Origin of the sequence: Wolbachia endosymbiont of Mansonella perstans (assembly GCF_020278605.1) — a bacterium.
Classification (GTDB): domain Bacteria; phylum Pseudomonadota; class Alphaproteobacteria; order Rickettsiales; family Anaplasmataceae; genus Wolbachia.
Map to the genome: position 1 here is coordinate 1 of NZ_JACZHU010000008.1, position 18783 is coordinate 18783.

An 18783-nucleotide genomic window follows, 5' to 3' on the forward strand; every position below is an offset into this window, starting at 1 on the left:
TTATACTTGGAGTCGTTACCTACTGTATCTTCACTACAGACGATATTGAAAGTGTACTTCTGCATATTTTCTATGTAATGAGCCTTAAAGACAAGGAATTTAACGTATAATACTTAAAGAAAAGCTAGTTGACCTTAACTCGAAGAAGTAGAGATAAACTTCTTGTGTAACTAAAGAAGAAGTTATGCAAAAATTAACGACAAGCTTTAAGCCTGTTAAAGGCTTCCTCAGCGTGATATGATGACCTAGTCAATGGACTTGATGCAACTACTAAGAACCCTTTGGAATAAGCAACGTATTTGTAATGCTCAAACTCCTCTGGTGTAACATATCTATTGATTTTTGCGTGCTTTGGAGTTGGCTGCAGGTATTGGCCGATCGTTATAAAATCAACCTCGGCACTTCGTAAATCGTCCATAACTTGAAGTACTTCCTCTTTTGTTTCCCCAAGGCCGACCATAAGCCCTGACTTAGTGAAAAGCTTAGGATTAATTTGCTTTACTATCTTCAGCAAATACAGTGAATGAAAATAGCGAGCCCTTGGCCTTATCTTTGCATATAGTCTTGGCACTGTTTCAATATTGTGGTTATAAACATCAGGTGATGCAACAGCAACTGCTTCAAATGCTCCTTTCTTATTTAAAAAATCGGGAGTTAGAATCTCTATTGTTGTTTCTGAAATTATCTTCCTGATTTCTTCTATACACCTTATAAACTGGTTTGCTCCGCCATCTGGTAAATCATCACGGTCAACAGAGGTAATAACAACATGCTTTAAGTTTAACTTTTTTATTGCCTTTGCTAAATTTTCCGGCTCGTGAGGATCCAATTTGTCAGGAATACCAGTTGCAACATTACAAAATGCACAAGCGCGAGTGCAAACGGAACCAAGAATCATCACAGTGGCATGACGCTTATTCCAACATTCACCAATATTTGGACATGCAGCCTCCTCGCACACCGTATGCAGACTATGCAACTTGACAGTGTTTAAGGTCTCATTGAATATTTCACCAATTGGAGCTTTTGCTCTGAGCCATGGAGGCTTACTATGCATCTGAAACGACTAGTTCTACCTCTTATTTTGCTAAAACTTTTCTCAACTTTCTTTTTATTTTTTGTGCTTTCTCGCTTAGCTTAACTGTTTTTGTGTTAAGCAAAAAAGTGTCAAGATCGCCCTTGTAATCTACAGTTCTCAAAGTTCTCGCCGCTACGCAAAATTTAAATTTCTTATTCAATATGTTGCTCATTAACGTAACATTGCACAAATTTAAGCAAAAGGTGCGCTTTGTTTTACGGTTTGAATGTGATACCTTATTACCAAAAGACTTTTTCCTGTTTGTTAATTCGCAAATTCTACTCACTTTAATATACCAAGTTGTCCTATGTACTTAGATTACCTTATACAGAGAAATAGTCAATACTCTCCTGCTTAATTTTTATACCGTATACTGCTTTGTAGCCAAAAAATATTGTGATTTTCTCCATTATAAGAGAGACCATATGCTGAATTTTCAGCGCTTTACTGCCGTTTGTTACCATCAGATGCAAAACACCGGAATTTATATTTTGTGCATACGAGATCTTTTTCGGCTTCGTACACTCTGCTATTTCCTCTCCAACTATGCTTCTCCAGTTTAAAATAAGGCGTATCTCATTTTTGCTCAGCTTACTCTTCGTGCATTTTAATGCATAACTTTCCACTATAGACTTTAATTTCTTTGGGCCGCTGTGTTTGAGCACTCTTTCACTAATTTTCTAATTAACTAACACACCTTAAGTATATGATGATCTAAAATTTTCTTTTTGGCAATAAAATAAAGAGCATCAAGAGCAATGCTCTACAGTTGCCCTCGGCCTCACACTGTAAAAAGCAGCATTCTTGTGCCGCCACCTTTGTTTTATCATTAACTGATCCATCCATCTTTAATAGAATTGATTAAATTATCATCAACTGCAGTAGACTTTTCCCTCTTGTTGTCATTCCAACACGTGAAGCTGGTTTTAAGACTGCGAGAACTACAAAAAATTGCTTGACAACCTTTGCCAGCCTTGCTATTGTAAAAAATAAGGGTGTTTTTCGGTGGATTGTATCAAATTATAGTGGCTACATGTCCTTTTTACTTTTTCTACATTCAGCCAAAGCGCGCTTAAACTAAGCGTCAGCAAATTATTATAACGCCAATTTAAAGTATTATAGAGTCAAAACTTGCCACTCGGGGTTTCTTTGTCTTTTTTTCTGCTTAGTGAATTTCTTAAATATTAAGGCAACTCAAGGGCACGTAGCGTTACAAAGAACGCCAATATAGTAGTAAATTGCCTTTTTTGTTCAGAAGTATAGTTGGAAGACGTTATAAGGACTTCAAAAGTTCATTTCTTGACTTTTATACTAAAATATGTAACACTTAAGCTAAGTTTTTATGATTGGCAGTAAGTATTGGATGTGGTGCTGCTGGGTTACCAATATCGTCTATAGTTCTCATGGCTTTTGCTGCTAGATAGATAGTTGGGCTTGTTGCTGATAGTATTAAATATGTAGTATCAAAACCTAGTTATAAACTAGACAAACTAAACTTAAAGCGAGTGAAAAATACTCTGGCAGTATGAAGCATTACAATTAAAACAAGTAGGAAGAAGATATGCAAAAAGTCTATCAACGAAGTGAAAAATATATTCCCTTTCCTCGAAAAATTTGTTATATCCATTTTGGTCGCTGACTTTTATTTTTTGTAACATATTTTTTCTTTAATGGTTAAACGGCTATCTCATAATGAATTTTGTCAACAACTATCAAGTTTTTTAGTTGCTGTGCAACAAAGTTTACTAGGTCTAGAATATTCGTAAATGAAAAGGAGGCCATTTAGTGATTCCTCGTTATAGTCGTAAAGAAATGTCTTCCGTTTGGGAAGAAAACAACAAGTTTAATATATGGCTCAAAATAGAAAAATTAGCGTGTGAGGCTCAAGCAGAGTTAGGAGTGGTTCCAAGTGATGTTGCTGAAAGGCTTTCTAGCACTATCGAGTTTGATATTGAGCGGATCAACGAAATCGAATCTACTGTAAAACACGATGTTATAGCTTTTCTCACGTATATTGCTGAAAAAGTTGGAGTTGATGTTCGTTATTTCCACTACGGGATGACGAGTTCTGATGTTTTGGACACATGTTTTGCTGTGCAACTGAAAGAGTCGTGTGATATTCTACTTAAAAATCTAAAGAATTTACTTACGGTGTTGAAAAAAAAAGCTGAGGATTATAAAAATGTTGTGTGTGTTGGACGTAGTCACGGAATGCATGCAGAGCCGACTATACTTGGGTTAAAATTTGCCAGGTTTTATGCAGAATTTAAACGCAGCTACCAAAGGTTAATTAATGTACAAAAAGAGATCTCAACTTGCAAAATATCAGGTGCAGTAGGTAATTTTGCGAATGTTAATCCGTTTGTTGAAGAATATGTAGCGAAAAAAATTGGACTTGTCCCTGAGACTATATCTTCTCAAGTAATTCCTCGTGATAGGCACGCTGTGTTCTTTTCAATTTTAGGGGTGATTGCAAGTTCAATGGAAAACGTTGCTGTTGAAATTCGTCATCTACAAAGAACTGAAGTTAGCGAAGTTTCCGAATATTTTTCCACTGGGCAGAAGGGAAGCTCTGCTATGCCACACAAGTGTAATCCTATTTTAAGTGAAAATCTAACTGGGCTTTCACGCTTAATGCGTAGTTATGTATTTCCTGCACTGGAAAATGTTGCATTGTGGCACGAGCGAGATATATCACATTCGTCCGTGGAAAGATGTATTGCCCCTAGTGCTTGCATAACAATGGATTTTGCTTTAGTGCGATTGACAGATTTAATAGATAAATTAGTGATTGATGAAGAAAACATTGAAAAGAACTTAAATTCAGCAAAAGGTTTAATTTTCTCACAGCGTGTATTGCTTGAGTTAGTAAACAGTGGTCTAACTAGAGAAGAAGCGTATAAAATTGTTCAGAACAATGCAATGAAAGTGAAACAAGGCAACAGTGATTTTCTGTCCGAATTGAAACAAGATAAATCTTTACTTAGAGTTATTGACTCTGAAAAACTTGAATCTTTGTTTGATTTTGCTTATTATACAAAGCATATAGACCATATATATAATAAGGTCTTTGATTAGGCTGAGTAGCTCAGTTGGTAGAGCAGGAGGATCATAATCTCTTGGTCGTGGGTTCAAGTCCCTCCTCAGCCACCAGTTATATTGATTATAACATGCTAAAAAAACCGCTACAATGGACGTATCTGGTATCCACCTAGCTAAACGGTGTGAAAGACGATAGATGAGAGGACATGGAAAGGATTTAGCCCATTTTGCTTAATTACAGGAGAAGCTATGTGATTTACAATTTAAATCCAGAACCTATTTTCATAACGCTTGAACCACTTATGAAGTGTAGGGTAGCACGCCATATCTGCAGTATACCACCAGCGTTTTTTACTTTATGTGATTCTATCGCCAGAACGTGAAGAGCTTAGTGACTGGTTACGCGATATTGGCTGTACTTCACCAACTTGCTATCTGGATGACTTTTCCCTCTTAATGCTGTCATTTCAATTTGATGCCTCTCTTCTATTTCTTTTACTCTGCTCTGGTTTTCTTCTATTAGTCTCGTTAACTCGGTTTGATGTCTTTCTTCCACTTCCCTTACTTTGCTTTGGCTTTCTTCTTTTAACTCTTTCTCTATATATCTCTTTTTCAGTGAAGTAAGAACACGTTTAGCAGCTGGCCCTACATCTTTTTCACTATTTCTATTCCACCTTAAATCAAGTTTAGTAAGATTTATAAAATTACCATTAGCTAAGGCCTCTATGCCTTTTTTTACCGGCTCTGTTCCACCTTAAGTTAGTAAGCGAGATGTGCAAGATTACCATTAACTAAGGCTTCAGCATCTTTATCACTAATATTGCAATACAATAAAGAAAGCTTTGTAATATGTGTATTACTTTGCAAAAAACTTACTAGTTCGTTTATATCGATTGTAGTTCCTGATAATTTCTAGAGCATTACCTTTTACATACTGGTTGAAATTCACTTTATCCTCCTGTTAACATATTATGGGAATGCCTTAGTTAGCGTTTCGGTAACTGTCAAACGCTTTATGTGGCGTTAGCAAGCCGAATAAGAAAAGTATGCAAAAACAGCGTCCTATCTGTGTTCAAAAGATGGAAAAAAGTGGAATATCTCCGTAGCAACACACACTGTAAATTAAAGCAAATAAAAAGCCTTGTCCGCTTTATGTTATGCAGGTTTTGCAGGTTTGAAATTGTACTTTATTTTCACGTGTATGTTTTGATCCAGTGCAACTAATAAGTTAAGCAAGTATTCTAAAGAGAACCCTTCAATTTTTGACTTATTAATTTGAGATACTTTAGGTTGATCGATCTTTAGAGCAGCCGCTGCTTTTTTTTGTGTTCTGAATCTCTTATTTATTAGCCATGCGACAATCTTTATTAACTTCAGTTTTGTACCTTTTATATCGCCCAATTCTATCACCATGGGATAACTTAACTGTAAATCTTGCATAATAACAAACTTCCTTATAAAATTACTTTAGTTTTTCTTCTTTAAATAATACGTGCTTTCTGGCTACTGGGTCATATTTTCTAAACTCTAATTTTCTAGTAAGCTTTTTAGGGTTACGCTTTTTTACATAAAAATAACCTGTTGATTTTTCTTCACCAGTGCTTGTGGACTTAGTTGCACTACTAACTAGCTTAACAAGCAAAGAAGCATTTTTTTTTGCCATACTTATACAATAAATAAATCCTGTGTGAGTATATTATATGAAACACTAAAAGTCAACTATTTTGTATTTTTAAGCGATGTAGATTACAAACATATTGCAAAATTCTTGACAATAAGCAGTGTGTTGAGTAGCATAAAGTTAACTTCAGGACAAAAGGCAAACGGTAAATAAGTGGCAAATAATGGTAAAAGGTTACTGTTAATAGAAAATTCTATCTGCTCTGATGAGGTGAGGGTTGCCTTGTCAGTGGATAACAGGGTTGTAGAGTTTGAGCAGGAATTCAAGGAAAAAAGACAATTAAGAGGTAACATATATATTGCTCATGTAAAACGTATTGAGCCTTCTTTGCAAGCTGTATTTATTGAATATGGGAAGAACAAGCAGGGTTTTTTATCTTTTTCCGAAATATCTCCAGGTTACTTTAATATTCCAGAAAAGGAAAGGGAAGCTTTCTTTGAAAGCTGTTCAAGTGGTGATTGTATGGAGGAAGGTGACGGTGCATCGGCAAATACTTCTTCAGATTCTACAACTAGTAAAAGTATTAATGAGTCCGGTAATGGTTTTGTAAGGGAGGTATCTTTATATAGGAGATATAAATTACAAGATGTCATTTCGGTCAATCAAAAAATGTTGGTTCAGCTTACTAAAGAGGAACGAGGTAATAAAGGGGCTTCATTTACAACATATGTAACTTTAGTGGGTAGGTATTGTGTTTTCATGCCAAATTCCATGAGCAGGGGTGGCGTGTCCCGCAGAATCGAAGATGTTAATGTTAGAAAACAGTTAAAGGATATACTGAATTCAATAGAGTTACCAAAGAGGTCAGGTTTAATAATAAGGACCGTTGGTTCAGGGAAAAGTAAAAAAGAAATTGAGCAGGACTACAATTATTTATCTTCGTTGTGGCAAAATATTCAAGAAAATGTCTCTTCTATAAATGTTCCATCATTGATTTATAACGAAGCAGATCTGATTATGAAATCTATTCGTGATTTTTGTAGCAATGATGTGGAAGTTGTAATATCTGGAAAAGAAGCTTTTGAAACAGTAAGGCAGTATACCAAAAATGTATTAAAAGGTAGTAAATTGCGGTACAGATTGTATAGAGGTTTTGTTCCGATATTTACTTATTATGGAATCGAGGATCAAATTTCTGAGCTATATAGCAATAGAGTGAAATTGCCATCCGGTGGGTCTTTGATAATAACTTTAACTGAGGCATTTGTTTCAATAGATGTAAACTCAGGGAAGATGACGGGGGAAGATAGTATAGAAGAAACAGCTTATAGAACCAATATGGAAGCAGTGCCTGAAATATCAAGACAGGTAAATTTAAGAGGCTTATCAGGGTTAATAGTGGTCGATTTTATTGATATGTTGAGGTATCAGTATTGTAGAGCTGTCGAATCTGCTATTAGGCAGGCGTTCAAGGATGATAAAGCTAGAGTTCAGTTTAGCTATATAAATGATTTTGGTTTAATGGTGTTTTCAAGGCAGAGAATAAAACCAAATATACAGGAGATTAACACTACAGAGTGCTTACATTGTAAAGGGATTGGAAAAGTAAAATCAAATGAAGTAATTGTTGCATCAATACTGAGAGACTTACAACACGTTGCTAGTAGGAATCGGAATAGATCGTTTGATTTGGTAGCACATGGTTCAATTATAGCACATATTTTTAATAATAAGCGTGATACAGTTTCTACAATTGAAAGAGAGTTTAATGTTAAATTAAACGTTAATGCTGATAATAATTTGAGTATAGATGCATTCATTTTAAAACGGGGTGATGACGTTAATTTAAATGATTGTAAGCCATTGCAGAACTCTGGTTACAAGATTGAGACTAGCAATAATGAAAGAGCTGATAATTCAGGTGGATTGCAAAGCAGTTTTTGGTTAACCAAGTGGCTTTCACGTCTTTTGAGCTCTAATAGCTAACTAGAAATCCTAAATGGGACTTGTAATTGACAAGTTCTATACTTATATATTCTTACATCAGGTAATATTTATAAGGGAGTATTCATTATGGGAAGAGCAATAGGCATAGATCTTGGAACAACAAATTCTTGTGTTGCGATAGATAAAAATGTAATAGAAAATAAAGAAGGGGCAAGAACTACTCCATCTATAGTTGCATTTACTTCATCAGGAGAAAGGCTGATTGGGGCTCCTGCAAAAAGACAAGCAACTACCAATGCAAGTAATACTTTTTTTGCTACTAAAAGATTAATAGGCCGTCAGCACGGTGACCCTGAAATGAAAAATCTAAATGTGCCATATAAAGTGTTTGCGGCAAAAAATGGCGATGCTTGGGTTAAGACAACAGATGGTAAAGAATACTCCCCTAGTCAAATTGGTGCTTTTATACTACAAAACATGAAAGAAGCAGCAGAAGCTTATCTAGGAGAAGAAGTGAAGGATGCTGTAATAACAGTGCCAGCATACTTCAATGATTCTCAGCGTCAAGCAACAAAAGATGCAGGGAAAATTGCTGGATTAAATGTACTCAGAATAATTAACGAACCGACTGCTGCAGCTCTTGCTTATGGTCTTGATAAGAGACATGGACACACAATAGTGGTGTATGACCTTGGTGGTGGTACATTTGATGTTTCAATACTTGAAATAGGTGACGGAGTTTTTGAGGTAAAGGCTACAAATGGTGATACTCATCTTGGAGGTGAAGACTTCGACAATGCAGTGGTGAGTTATTTACTAGATGAATTCAAAAAAAGCAATGGCATTGACTTGAAAAATGATCCAATGGCTATGCAAAGAATCAAAGAAGCTGCGGAAAAAGCGAAGATTGAATTATCAAGTGCAATGGAAACGGAAATAAATCTACCGTTTATTACGGCTGATGCAAGTGGTCCAAAGCACTTAAATATGAAATTAACAAGGGCGAAACTTGAAAGCTTAGTAAACGATTTAATCGAAAGGACTATGGCTCCTTGTAAAAAAGCTCTTGAGGATGCTGGTCTGCCTGCTAGTCAAATTGGTGAAGTGGTTCTTGTTGGTGGCATGACTCGTATGCCAAAAGTAATAGAGAAAGTTAAAGAATTCTTTGGTAAAGATCCACATAGAGGGGTAAACCCAGATGAAGTTGTGGCAATTGGAGCTGCAATACAGGCGGGGATCATTCAAGGTGATATAAGAGATGTGTTATTGCTTGACGTGACCCCACTTTCTCTTGGTATTGAAACTTTAGGAGGGGTGTTCACTCCACTTATTGAGCGCAATACTACGATTCCTACTAAAAAATCTCAGGTGTTTTCAACTGCAGAAGATAACCAAACAGCTGTTACCATTAAGGTGCATCAAGGTGAAAGAAAATTGGCAATTGATAATAAACTGCTTGGCCAATTTAGTTTGGAAGGAATACCACCTGCTCCTCGTGGAGTCCCTCAAATCGAAGTTACGTTCGATATAGATGCAAATGGAATAGTGCATGTTTCTGCAAGAGATAAAGCTACTGGGAAAGAGCAGAAAATACGTATTCAGTCTTCGGGTGGTCTGTCTAATGATGAAATAAATCGCATGGTAAAAGAAGCTGAAGAAAAGGCACAAGAAGATGAGAAACGTAAGAAATTCATTGAAGCGAAGAACCAGGCAGACAGCTTAGTTCATTCTACAGAGAAGTCTCTAAGAGAATATGATGATAAAGTTTCACCAGAAGATAAATCTGCCATTAAAAATGCGGTGAATGATTTAAAAGAAGCTAGCAAATCTAATAACATTGATGACACTGATTCAATACAGCGGAAAATTACTAATCTCTCTCAATTATCTATGAAACTTGGAGAAGCTATGTATAAAGAATCTCAACAAAGCAGTGCTGAGAGTGGCTTTTCGTCAGAAGGAAATCTACATGACAAGGAAGAAAAAGTAGTAGATTCTGATTACCAGGATGTAAATAATAAAAAAGAGAATAAGTAGTTGGCGTACTCCTCTCTTATCATTCTGTCGCGTAACGCTAAAGTCTAGAAAAAAAGGAATATGGACCCAAGTAGTCACGCTGCTTGGATACCAGGAGCTATGTATGGATATCATTAAGGCAATAGAAGAAAAAATACGCAATGCAATAAATGTAGTTGATATTAACATCGTTAATGAGTCTATAAAACATACGGATCACTATTTTTCTTCGCCTTCAACATTACCTTCACACGTTGAATTAATATTAATATCTGAGGACTTCGTTGGAATGAGCGCTCTAAAGAGGCACAAATTGATTTATAAATTGTTGAAGAGTGAGATAGAGCGTGTACATGCAATTTCCCTTCAATTGTATACGCAAAGTGAATACAATTTGAAAAATAAAACAATAAAAGCGTGAAAGAAGAATCTTTGTTGGTTAAAGCAGGAAGAAAATACAATGACTATAAAGGTTCTATGAACCCGCCAATTTATCATTCTTCTACCATACTGTTTCCTACTTACAAGGATTACTTAAATGCAGCAAATGGGGAAAGTGTATACGATGTAATTAACGATGGCGTTGCGAGGGATTATAGTTACGGTAGTGTTGGTACTCCTACTGTTCACTACCTTTCAAACGCGCTTGCTGAAATTGAGGGCAGAGGACAAGCATTAATTTATCCTTCTGGGTTGTTTGCACTTACTTTTGCTATTTTGACTTTTACTAAAGCAGGTTCACATGTTCTGATTCAAGATAATAGTTACTACCGACTTAGGAGATTTGCTGAAAATGAGCTGCCGAAAAGGGGAATAGAAATGACTTTTTACGATCCAACACAGGACATAGCTGATTTGATTCAAAGTAACACTTCACTCATCATGATCGAAACTCCTGGCTCTGTAACATTTGAAGTTTCAAATATAGAACACATAGTAAAAATTGCTAAGAAACACGGGATCGTAACCGTTTGCGATAATTCATGGGCCACTCCTTTATTATTTAAGCCTTTCGACTATGGAATTGATGTTGCGCTGTATGCAGTTACAAAGTATCTAGCCGGTCATTCGGATTTATTGATGGGAGCTATTGTTGCTGAAGGAAAAATTTTTAAGTTGCTTTATGAGAATTGTAAGAACTACGGAGTCACTGTTCAATCACACGATTGTTATCTTGCACATAGGGGACTTAGAACATTGCATACACGCATGAAGAGGCATCAAAGCACAGCAATGGTAGTGGCAAAATGGCTGGAGAAACATCCAAAAATCAGAAAAGTCTTATATCCAGCGCTTCCTTCTCATCCTCAGCATAAGCTATGGAGAAGTTACTTCAAAGGAGCAAGTGGTGTGTTCAGTGTAATATTAGATAAAGAATATTCATGTGAGGAACTAAGCTGCATGGTTGATCAAATGGAAGTTTTTGGTATCGGTGCTTCTTGGGGAGGGTGTGATAGTTTAATATTACCAATAGATCGTAAATCTATGTCAAGATCTGTAATGAACTCAGATTATGGTGGAAGTTTCGTGCGAATATTTTGTGGGCTAGAGGATTCTGAAGATTTAATTTCTGATTTGAATGCTGCATTATCAAGATTACCATGTTTAAATGCCAAAAATGATGAAGTAGAATGTGAGACTAAGAGAGTTACTGCATAACATTATTGACGTCAACTTTGATGTTAAAATCAAGGGCGTCACGTGTAACCCCAAGAGGATCAAGAAAGGTTATCTTTTTGTTTATGTGTCAGAGGAACATGAGAAATGTGTGAACGGCATAATAGGAGCTTCAGTGATAATAGCAAACTTTGCAGTACATGACGCTGGAATCTACATTTTCCATCCAAACCCTCAAGAAATATACAGCGAAATAGTTAGCAGGTTTTATCAATTCAAACAGCCAAAATATGTTGCTGCTGTAACAGGTACAAATGGCAAGACTTCGGTGGTAGAGTTTTGCCGCCAGATCTGGCAAAATGTAGGTTATAATGCTGCATCCATTGGAACGCTCGGAACATGTATCAATAATAATAGAAAAGATAATAGCCTTACCACTCCAGGTGCAGAGGACCTTTATGCAACATTACGTGATATAAACAATAAAAGCATAGAGCACTTAGTGTTAGAGGCTTCAAGCCATGGGATTGACCAATGCAGAATTCATGGACTTAGGCTCACTGCTGCAGCTTTTACAAATTTCTCGCAGGATCATTTGGATTACCATAAGAACATCGATGAATATTTTGAGGCTAAGAAAAGGTTGTTTTATGAGGTACTGCCAAAAGAAAAAACAGCAATTTTAAATGCGGATATAGATGAGTACTATGAATTGCTCAAGATAGCTAAAGAATGTAGCAACAAAGTTGTAACTTATGGAAAAATAGCTTCTAATATTGCTTTAATAAAGCAAATACCAACTCAAAGTGGTCAACACCTGACAATTAAAATTGGTGGTGAAATTTATGACACGTTTTTTCCAGTTCTAGGGCAATTTCAGGCGTATAATTTACTATGTGCTATCGGCATAGTTATCTCATCTGGGGTGGAGGGAATATATATAGACAAACTCGTTTCTCTGCCAGGGAGAATGGAAAAAGTAAAACCTTTTGCATTTGTGGATTATGCACACACTCCAGGTGCACTTAAGCAAGCTCTTTTGTCTTTAAAATGGCACTTCAACAAAAAAATAATTCTAGTTTTTGGTTGTGGTGGAAATCGTGATCAGAAAAAACGTGCAGAAATGGGTAAGATAGCGCAAATGTATGCGGATAGAGTGGTAGTCACAGATGATAATCCGCGTAATGAAGATCCAGCAAAAATTCGTCATGATATTTTACTATATTGTTCTGATGCACTGGAGATAGGGGATAGAAAAGAAGCTATAGAGAAAGGTATAGATATTGCTTATAACGAAGGTATGATTCTGCTGGTTGCAGGAAAAGGACACGAAAGATCCCAGACCGTGAGTGGCCAGACTTTTGCATTCAATGATGTTGGAATTATTAAAAATCATGCCTTAACATACTGATTTTCACACCGTTCTTGCAAGTCAGCACTCTCACTTCCCTTGCACCAGAATTAAAAAATTCCTAAGAGCAAGACCTTACGGTTATTCCAGTTGTCACCACGTCATCAACCAATACCATGATTTTTTATTCTTGATGATTTCCTTGTTGCTGTTTTAAAGGCCCTTTTTAAGTTTTTCTCACGCTGTTCTAGTGAAAGACCAGCTTGAGGTGTGGTGTGGAGAGGACACTTTATTGCAAAGGATGTGTAAAATAAGTTGGATAACCTGCTGAGTTTCTTTGCAAGTGATGCCGCTTGATTGTATTTACGTTTAAATAAGCGTATTTTATGCAGCGATATGGGAATTATTACCTCTGCATTTTTGAAGTATATCTTTACTAACTTGATACATCCACTTTGCATAGACTTTCACATAATTTAAATTGTTAAAAATTTTAAAATTTATAATCATATTTTTACTATGTTGGTCATAAGCAAAAGCTAATCTTAACATTTTAAACAGTGGAGAGTTAGTAATACACTTATTGCACGTATAAATGTTGTCCGAAATTACTGTGCCACAAACATTGCGGTAATGTTTGGTTAAAAAGTTGATTTTTTTGTTATATTCATCACACAGATCATGATTTTTATCGATTATGCATTCACAACTCACACGTACGTTTGGAAAGATGAGATTTACTGCTTTTTCCAGTAGTAAAAGACCCACATTTTCGACTATTTAAGTCTAAAAAACGTATACGATAGCGTTATTTCACTTAAATCTTTCGTGCTGTTGTCATGCATTATCTCAGGGTCTATGTAAAAGGATACGGGCATCGCTGCTTTTTGTTTTGGCAGTAACATTTGTTCCTCAAAGCAAAAACATGCAACTTTATTGAAATACTTGCCTGCTTTGAAAGGCGTGACATTATACACTGCCATTCCAAACGAAGACTGATCAGATAAATTTTTTGCGTAATAAAATGCTAAACTTTGTTCACCTATGTTTGTATCAATGTAATTAGTTTCTGGGTTAAATTCCCAAGGTAAATCTGGCATTACATCAGCGTTAAAATAGACTCTAATTTTTTGGTTAGTTATATTTGCTGTTGTGTTGGTTACTTTTCTCGTTGTGCCACCATATCCGGTAGCTTTACAGAAAATGCTATATAGTGGTACCGATGCATATGCAAGACATAGCATCAATATCACTAAAGATATTAAAAAGAAAACTATAGAACTTTTGATGTTTTTCCTTAAAAAGGAGAGCATCTAGTCCCTATTACTAAACAGGTTAAGTAACCTAAGTAGATTGAGGAATATATTGATGAAGTCAAAGTAAAGGTTAGTTGCACCAAGTATGGATAACTTAGTTGCTGCAATTTCTGAACCATCGTTATACCTATAATAAATATCCTTGATTCTCTGAGCATCGTATGCAGTCAGTAAGGTAAATACTATTACTGATATGAATGATATTGCAAAGTAGAGAGGACTGCTTCCAAGAAATAAGTTTACTATTGATGCAGTAATTAGTCCCCAAATTCCCATAATTAAGAAAGAACACATATTTGTTAGATCTCTTTTTGTGATATTGCCATATAAAGCCATAGAGCCAAACATAATGGATGTGATAAAGAATGCTCTTGCTATGTTTTCCGCAGTATAAATTATGAAGATATGAGATAAGGAAAGCCCCATTAGAACTGAAAACAGGAAAAACACAGTAACTGTAGACTGGGCACTTAGGTGTTGAAGCCTATAGGACATGTAAAACACTAATGCAATTGGAGAAAACATTACCACAAACAGCAGAACAGGATTAGAATAAATTACCTGAAAAAGACCAGAAAATACCGTTAGGAACGCAACAAGCCCAGTAACACCCAAAGCTAAAGCCATATAGTTATATACTTTGATTAGGTAACCCCTAAGCCCAGCACTATAATAAACACCCTGAGAACGAATATCTTGTTCATTTTTCATGTAAGACATAAATATAACTCCTTTTATCTCTTAGTAAGATTATAATACAAAACTACATCTTTATCAAGCATAAAATTACTTTTTATTGCAATTAATGTACAGTTATTTTTGTTCTAATGTAAATAGAATATAGTCCTATTGCCGCTGCATTCGAAACATTTAAGCTGTCAATTGCGTTTGACATTGGGATTTTTACAAGATAGTCACAATTTTCTCTAACTAACCGCCGCATCCCTTTCTTTTCAGAACCAAAGATAATCGCTATTTTTTTTCCAAAGCTTTTTATTTCGTCTACATTCTCTTTTGCATTGCCATTAAACCCGTAACACCAGTAGCCAACTTTTTTTAAATATTCCATAGTTTTTACTATGTTTATGACATGTATTAACGGAACAATATCTAATGCTCCGCTTGCCGCTTTTGCGATAGATGCGTTTTCGTTTGGTGAATGGTTGTATGGTAAAACCACTGCATCAACATTAAAACAAGCTGATGTTCTAAGAATTGACCCTATATTGTATGTGTTAGTGACTTGATCTAAAATTACTATAGTAGAGCTATCGCTTGAGTTTGTTATTTCTTCAATGCTTAAGCTCTGAAGAATAGGAGCAACTTTTAAAGCAACTCCTTGATGGTTAGCATCTTTGGACAAAATATTATTAAGTGTTTTGTTTTCTACTAACTGGACTTTAACGCCTTTGCTATCTATATATTGCATAATTTCTTTTTCATGCTCTTCGTAGAAGTTCTCTGTTGTTAGCAGTTCTATACACTGCCTGTTTTTGTTCTTCAATGCTGACATGCAGGCATGCTTTCCATATAGCCAAAAATTCTCATTAGCTTTTAACGATTTCATCATATTATTGAAGATCGTAAAATAAACGATATTTTACTATATTTAGATATTGTTGTAAAATTATACAATTCAATTAATGCATTTATGTCAGGTGATGAGTTAGACTGGCGAGAAAATATTAAGCCAATAAAATCTGAGAAGGTTACTTTAAAGGTTGATCATAAAGTAAATGTAAAGCCTGTGGCTAATAAAGGTACTTTTAACTTACGAGAAAATTTCCTTGATGCCAACGATGTTAGCTTATCATTTTGTCTTGACTACAATACAAAATCAAAGGTTGATAGGGGTAAATATTCTATAAGCGATAAACTTGATTTGCACGGCTATAATATAGAGGATGCTTACTGTAAATTGATAGATTTTATTATTAGAAATTATCGTGCAGGGAATAGATGCTTATTGATAATTACGGGGCACGGTAGTGCAACAGGTAAAATGGATACTATAAAGAATAACTTAAATAAGTGGTTAAATGATACTAAAATTCAGCACATGATTCTGTATTATCAGCAAGCTACGAAAAAACATGGTGGTAAAGGGGCTTTTTATGTTTTGCTAAGAAGGAATAGAGGCTTTAAGCCTGTTGTTTAGCCTTCTTATGCAAGAAGGCTTGGTGTTTTTTGTAATGATGCGGTTCAGTTGCTCTTAAATTACTTTAGTCATAAATGTTTAAAAATTTACTAAGTAAGAAAAAAGGCAAAAAAATCCCTGGCCATTGTTTATTTTCAGTATTGCGTTTTTATGCTTTAAACGCTGCAATTTAGCTGCTTTTAAATGCAACTAGTCTAAGCTATAATATTTAAGAAATTTACCAGGAAAAAAAAAGATAACAAAACCCCGAGGTAGCTAGTTATTCCACTCTTCGCTTTAAAATCCGACGTTAGTTTTAATAAAGACATGCAGTGCACATAGTACGAAAAATTAAACAATAGTGCACCAAATACAAGTTTCCTTGTCATTTTAACCTGCACAAATTGGGAAGTTAAACAAATAGCTTCAATGCTACGATAAGGGAGGTGGAGGAATTGTCAAATAGTTTTTTTTGTTTCTATAGCCCCATAGCGTGGCGTATAAAGTGTTTTTTGAGGAAACTTGAATTTTCAACTACCATTAAACTGAGATTTCTCAGTATTTTAGCAAAGAATACTCTGTTAGAAAATATCCTATTTAATCCATCAGTTGTAAGCGCCATGGTAAAATTATCAAAGCATCTATCGCGTAAAATTTTCTTTAGCAGATAATTACTGCCAACATCAATACCAGCCGTTTTTGCAGCAATTATGTGTCTTATAACACTTTCTACGTCTCTAATTCCAAGATTAAGTCCCTGTCCTGCAACTGGATGGATCGAATGCGCTGCATCGCCAATAAGCAAAACTCTGCCTTTATGCAGCTTTTTTGCAAAAGCAAAGCTTAAAGGATAAAGTTTTCTTTCACCTTCTAATTTTATTCCTTCTAAGTAAGAACCGGATCTTTTTTTAAGTTCTGCAATAAACTCCTCTTCAGATAAGCTCATCAGCATTTTTGAGATTTTAGATTTTTCTGTCCAAACTATTGAAGAAGTATAACCGCCCTTCGTTGGCAGAATCGCAAATGGACCACCGGGAAAAAATCGTTCCACAGCTAAGTTTTGATGGTGCAGTTCATGCTCTACATTAAATACCATACTATCTTGCTTATAATCAAATTTTATTACTGGTATAGAAAGTAACTCCGGTAGTTTGGAGTTTTTACCTTCAGCGCAGATAAGTAGCGATGATATTAATTGCCGATTATCGTCAAGAGTAACTTCCACAAATCCCGAATCATAAGCAATTGTTTTATAAGAGTGCGGAGAGTATATATTCAGTTTATTCAAAAAATTATTGTTGATTGCATTCCATATGTTAGCGTTATTGATAACATAGCCCATTGGCTCTTCCCCGACCATTTTATGATCATAGTGCACAGTAACTGGACTATTTCCATCTAGTATGCATATATCAAGTATTGGTTCAGCTTTGCTCTCTATCAACTGCCAAATCCCTAATTTTTCCAGTATTTTTTTTGACCCCTGAGAAATAGCAAATGCTCGATTGTCATCAATTACGCGCGGTAAGCTATTTTTCTCAATCACAGCTACAGACATAGAGTCATTGCTTAAGCCAATAGCAGTAATAAGACCAAGCAACCCACCACCTGAAATGATTACATTATAATTCATTTTATTCACACTAACCCTAAAACTACATTTTACCTATTTTTAAAATAGTTTTAATAGTCTTTATAGACTATTTAAAAAAGACTCAACATCTTTAGCAATGTCTTCATAAATCCCTGCTAAACCTTCACTTAGCATTAAAGGATTTCCACAATCAGAAGCATGGCATATTTGTGGATCTAAAGGAACTTTGCCTAAGAGTTTGATTCCTAATTCTTCGGACATTTTTTTCGTGCCATCTTTTCCAAATATATATATTTTTGAGTTGTCTTGAGTAAAATAGCTCATATTTTCCATGATACCAACAATCGGCACGCTAAGCTTTGTAAACATATCGTAAATTTTATAAGCTTCGATTAGAGCAAGCTCCTGTGGAGTTGAGACTATTATCGCCCCAGTTAAGTTAAAATTCTCCATCAGACTTAAATGCACATCGCCAGTTCCAGGTGGAGTATCAACTATCAAATACTCTATATCGGACCATCTTGTTCCCATTAGCAAATTGTGAAGTGCTTTTGTGATCATAGGTCCACGCCATATTATTGCACGACTTTTATCGATAAAATAGCCGATTGAAATAGTATGCAGCCCGTACTTCTCTATAGGCATTGCTTTACCATCATATATCTTTGGCTTTAATTCCTCAACACCAAGCATTTTGGGAATCGAAGGACCATATATATCTGCATCAACTAGTGCAACTTTGTGCTTTAATTTTGCCAATGAAAAGGCGAGATTTAGTGCAACTGTAGATTTACCCACACCCCCTTTACCAGAGGCAACAGCAATTATATTCTTCACTCCCTTGATATGTAATTTAGCTCTTTGTTGTTCAGCTTGCTTCTGACCAGTAAAAACCACTGTCACTTTCCCTACTCCCGGTATAGCTTTAACAGCTTTTTTGCAATTTCTTCTCAATCCTTCATTTGCTTGTATGTTACCAGAAATCTCAAGCGCAAAACCAACATCCCTGCCCTTAATAACAATCGAAGATATTATGCCAAGAGCGATTACATTTTTACCACTTT

At 35.5% G+C, this 18783-nt stretch carries 19 protein-coding genes and 1 tRNA gene; 8 read left to right on the forward strand and 12 right to left on the reverse strand.

Annotation, left to right across the window (positions count from 1 at the left end; all coding sequences use genetic code 11):
- Positions 1 to 193: 193 nt before the first annotated feature.
- The 3 genes from lipA to IHO13_RS00875 are packed head-to-tail and all read right to left on the reverse strand — an operon-like array spanning position 194 to position 1743.
- A complete protein-coding gene (gene lipA / locus IHO13_RS00865; RefSeq protein WP_225537431.1) occupies positions 194 to 1057 on the reverse strand; it encodes a lipoyl synthase in 864 nt (287 codons plus the stop codon).
- A gap of 22 nt (positions 1058 to 1079) precedes the next feature.
- On the reverse strand, positions 1080 to 1364 hold the full coding sequence (gene rpmB / locus IHO13_RS00870) for a 50S ribosomal protein L28 (RefSeq protein ID WP_225537434.1): 285 nt from the start codon (positions 1362 to 1364) through the stop codon (positions 1080 to 1082).
- Positions 1365 to 1401: 37 nt separating this feature from the next.
- Positions 1402 to 1743, reverse strand: coding sequence for a DciA family protein (locus IHO13_RS00875; RefSeq protein WP_225537436.1), 342 nt, complete (start codon positions 1741 to 1743; stop codon positions 1402 to 1404).
- Between the two features lie 1120 nt (positions 1744 to 2863).
- Here IHO13_RS00875 and purB point away from each other — a divergent pair.
- Both purB and IHO13_RS00885 read left to right on the forward strand, forming a co-directional pair.
- On the forward strand, positions 2864 to 4156 hold the full coding sequence (gene purB, locus IHO13_RS00880) for an adenylosuccinate lyase (protein ID WP_225537439.1): 1293 nt from the start codon (positions 2864 to 2866) through the stop codon (positions 4154 to 4156).
- Positions 4156 to 4231: transfer RNA gene (locus tag IHO13_RS00885), tRNA-Met, on the forward strand. The genes purB and IHO13_RS00885 overlap by 1 nt, the downstream gene beginning before the upstream one ends.
- A 277-nt stretch (positions 4232 to 4508) precedes the next feature.
- On the opposite strand, the gene IHO13_RS00890 is transcribed toward IHO13_RS00885, so the two are convergent.
- The 3 genes from IHO13_RS00890 to rpmG form a co-directional block, all read right to left on the reverse strand.
- Positions 4509 to 4676, reverse strand: a complete 168-nt coding sequence (locus tag IHO13_RS00890) for a hypothetical protein (RefSeq protein ID WP_225537441.1) — start codon at positions 4674 to 4676, stop codon at positions 4509 to 4511.
- Between the two features lie 599 nt (positions 4677 to 5275).
- Positions 5276 to 5560: a helix-turn-helix domain-containing protein gene (locus IHO13_RS00895; RefSeq protein WP_225537443.1), complete on the reverse strand. Its 285-nt coding sequence runs from the start codon at positions 5558 to 5560 to the stop codon at positions 5276 to 5278.
- Between the two features lie 22 nt (positions 5561 to 5582).
- Entirely contained in the window at positions 5583 to 5783 is a 201-nt protein-coding gene (gene rpmG / locus IHO13_RS00900) for a 50S ribosomal protein L33 (protein ID WP_225537445.1), read from the reverse strand.
- 171 nt (positions 5784 to 5954) lie between these two features.
- Here rpmG and IHO13_RS00905 point away from each other — a divergent pair, with 171 nt between their 5' ends.
- From IHO13_RS00905 to IHO13_RS00925, 5 genes are all read left to right on the forward strand, one after another.
- Complete coding sequence (locus IHO13_RS00905; RefSeq protein ID WP_225537447.1) at positions 5955 to 7727, forward strand: Rne/Rng family ribonuclease; 1773 nt, start codon at positions 5955 to 5957, stop codon at positions 7725 to 7727.
- An 87-nt stretch (positions 7728 to 7814) separates the two neighbouring features.
- Positions 7815 to 9725 carry a molecular chaperone DnaK gene (dnaK, locus tag IHO13_RS00910; protein WP_225537449.1) on the forward strand — a complete coding sequence of 637 codons (1911 nt, stop codon included), beginning with the start codon at positions 7815 to 7817 and terminating at the stop codon, positions 9723 to 9725.
- Positions 9726 to 9828: 103 nt separating this feature from the next.
- Positions 9829 to 10125 carry a BolA family protein gene (locus IHO13_RS00915; RefSeq protein ID WP_225537451.1) on the forward strand — a complete coding sequence of 99 codons (297 nt, stop codon included), beginning with the start codon at positions 9829 to 9831 and terminating at the stop codon, positions 10123 to 10125.
- On the forward strand, positions 10122 to 11363 hold the full coding sequence (gene metC / locus IHO13_RS00920; RefSeq protein ID WP_225537453.1) for a cystathionine beta-lyase: 1242 nt from the start codon (positions 10122 to 10124) through the stop codon (positions 11361 to 11363). Before IHO13_RS00915 ends, metC begins: the two co-directional genes overlap by 4 nt.
- Positions 11338 to 12732: a Mur ligase family protein gene (locus IHO13_RS00925; RefSeq protein WP_225537455.1), complete on the forward strand. Its 1395-nt coding sequence runs from the start codon at positions 11338 to 11340 to the stop codon at positions 12730 to 12732. Before metC ends, IHO13_RS00925 begins: the two co-directional genes overlap by 26 nt.
- A 104-nt stretch (positions 12733 to 12836) precedes the next feature.
- Here the strand turns inward: IHO13_RS00925 and IHO13_RS00930 are convergent, their stop codons facing one another.
- The 4 genes from IHO13_RS00930 to rlmB all read right to left on the reverse strand — a co-directional run bounded on the left by IHO13_RS00930 (position 12837) and on the right by rlmB (position 15555).
- A complete protein-coding gene (locus IHO13_RS00930; RefSeq protein WP_225537457.1) occupies positions 12837 to 13133 on the reverse strand; it encodes a ComF family protein in 297 nt (98 codons plus the stop codon).
- A 315-nt stretch (positions 13134 to 13448) separates the two neighbouring features.
- On the reverse strand, positions 13449 to 13985 hold the full coding sequence (locus IHO13_RS00935) for a cytochrome c oxidase assembly protein (RefSeq protein WP_225537459.1): 537 nt from the start codon (positions 13983 to 13985) through the stop codon (positions 13449 to 13451).
- Positions 13986 to 14708, reverse strand: a complete 723-nt coding sequence (locus IHO13_RS00940; RefSeq protein ID WP_225537854.1) for a Bax inhibitor-1/YccA family protein — start codon at positions 14706 to 14708, stop codon at positions 13986 to 13988. It abuts the gene before it with no gap.
- Positions 14709 to 14790: 82 nt separating this feature from the next.
- Complete coding sequence (rlmB, locus tag IHO13_RS00945; RefSeq protein ID WP_225537858.1) at positions 14791 to 15555, reverse strand: 23S rRNA (guanosine(2251)-2'-O)-methyltransferase RlmB; 765 nt, start codon at positions 15553 to 15555, stop codon at positions 14791 to 14793.
- An 84-nt stretch (positions 15556 to 15639) separates the two neighbouring features.
- Between rlmB and IHO13_RS00950 the strand changes: the two genes are divergently transcribed.
- Complete coding sequence (locus tag IHO13_RS00950; RefSeq protein ID WP_225537855.1) at positions 15640 to 16146, forward strand: Smr/MutS family protein; 507 nt, start codon at positions 15640 to 15642, stop codon at positions 16144 to 16146.
- Between the two features lie 457 nt (positions 16147 to 16603).
- Here the strand turns inward: IHO13_RS00950 and ubiH are convergent, their stop codons facing one another.
- Positions 16604 to 17758 (reverse strand): 2-octaprenyl-6-methoxyphenyl hydroxylase, encoded by a 1155-nt coding sequence (gene ubiH, locus IHO13_RS00955; protein ID WP_225537856.1) that lies wholly within the window; start codon positions 17756 to 17758, stop codon positions 16604 to 16606.
- Positions 17759 to 17818: 60 nt separating this feature from the next.
- Positions 17819 to 18783 (reverse strand): Mrp/NBP35 family ATP-binding protein (locus tag IHO13_RS00960; RefSeq protein ID WP_225537857.1); only part of this gene is annotated, 965 nt, incomplete at its 5' end.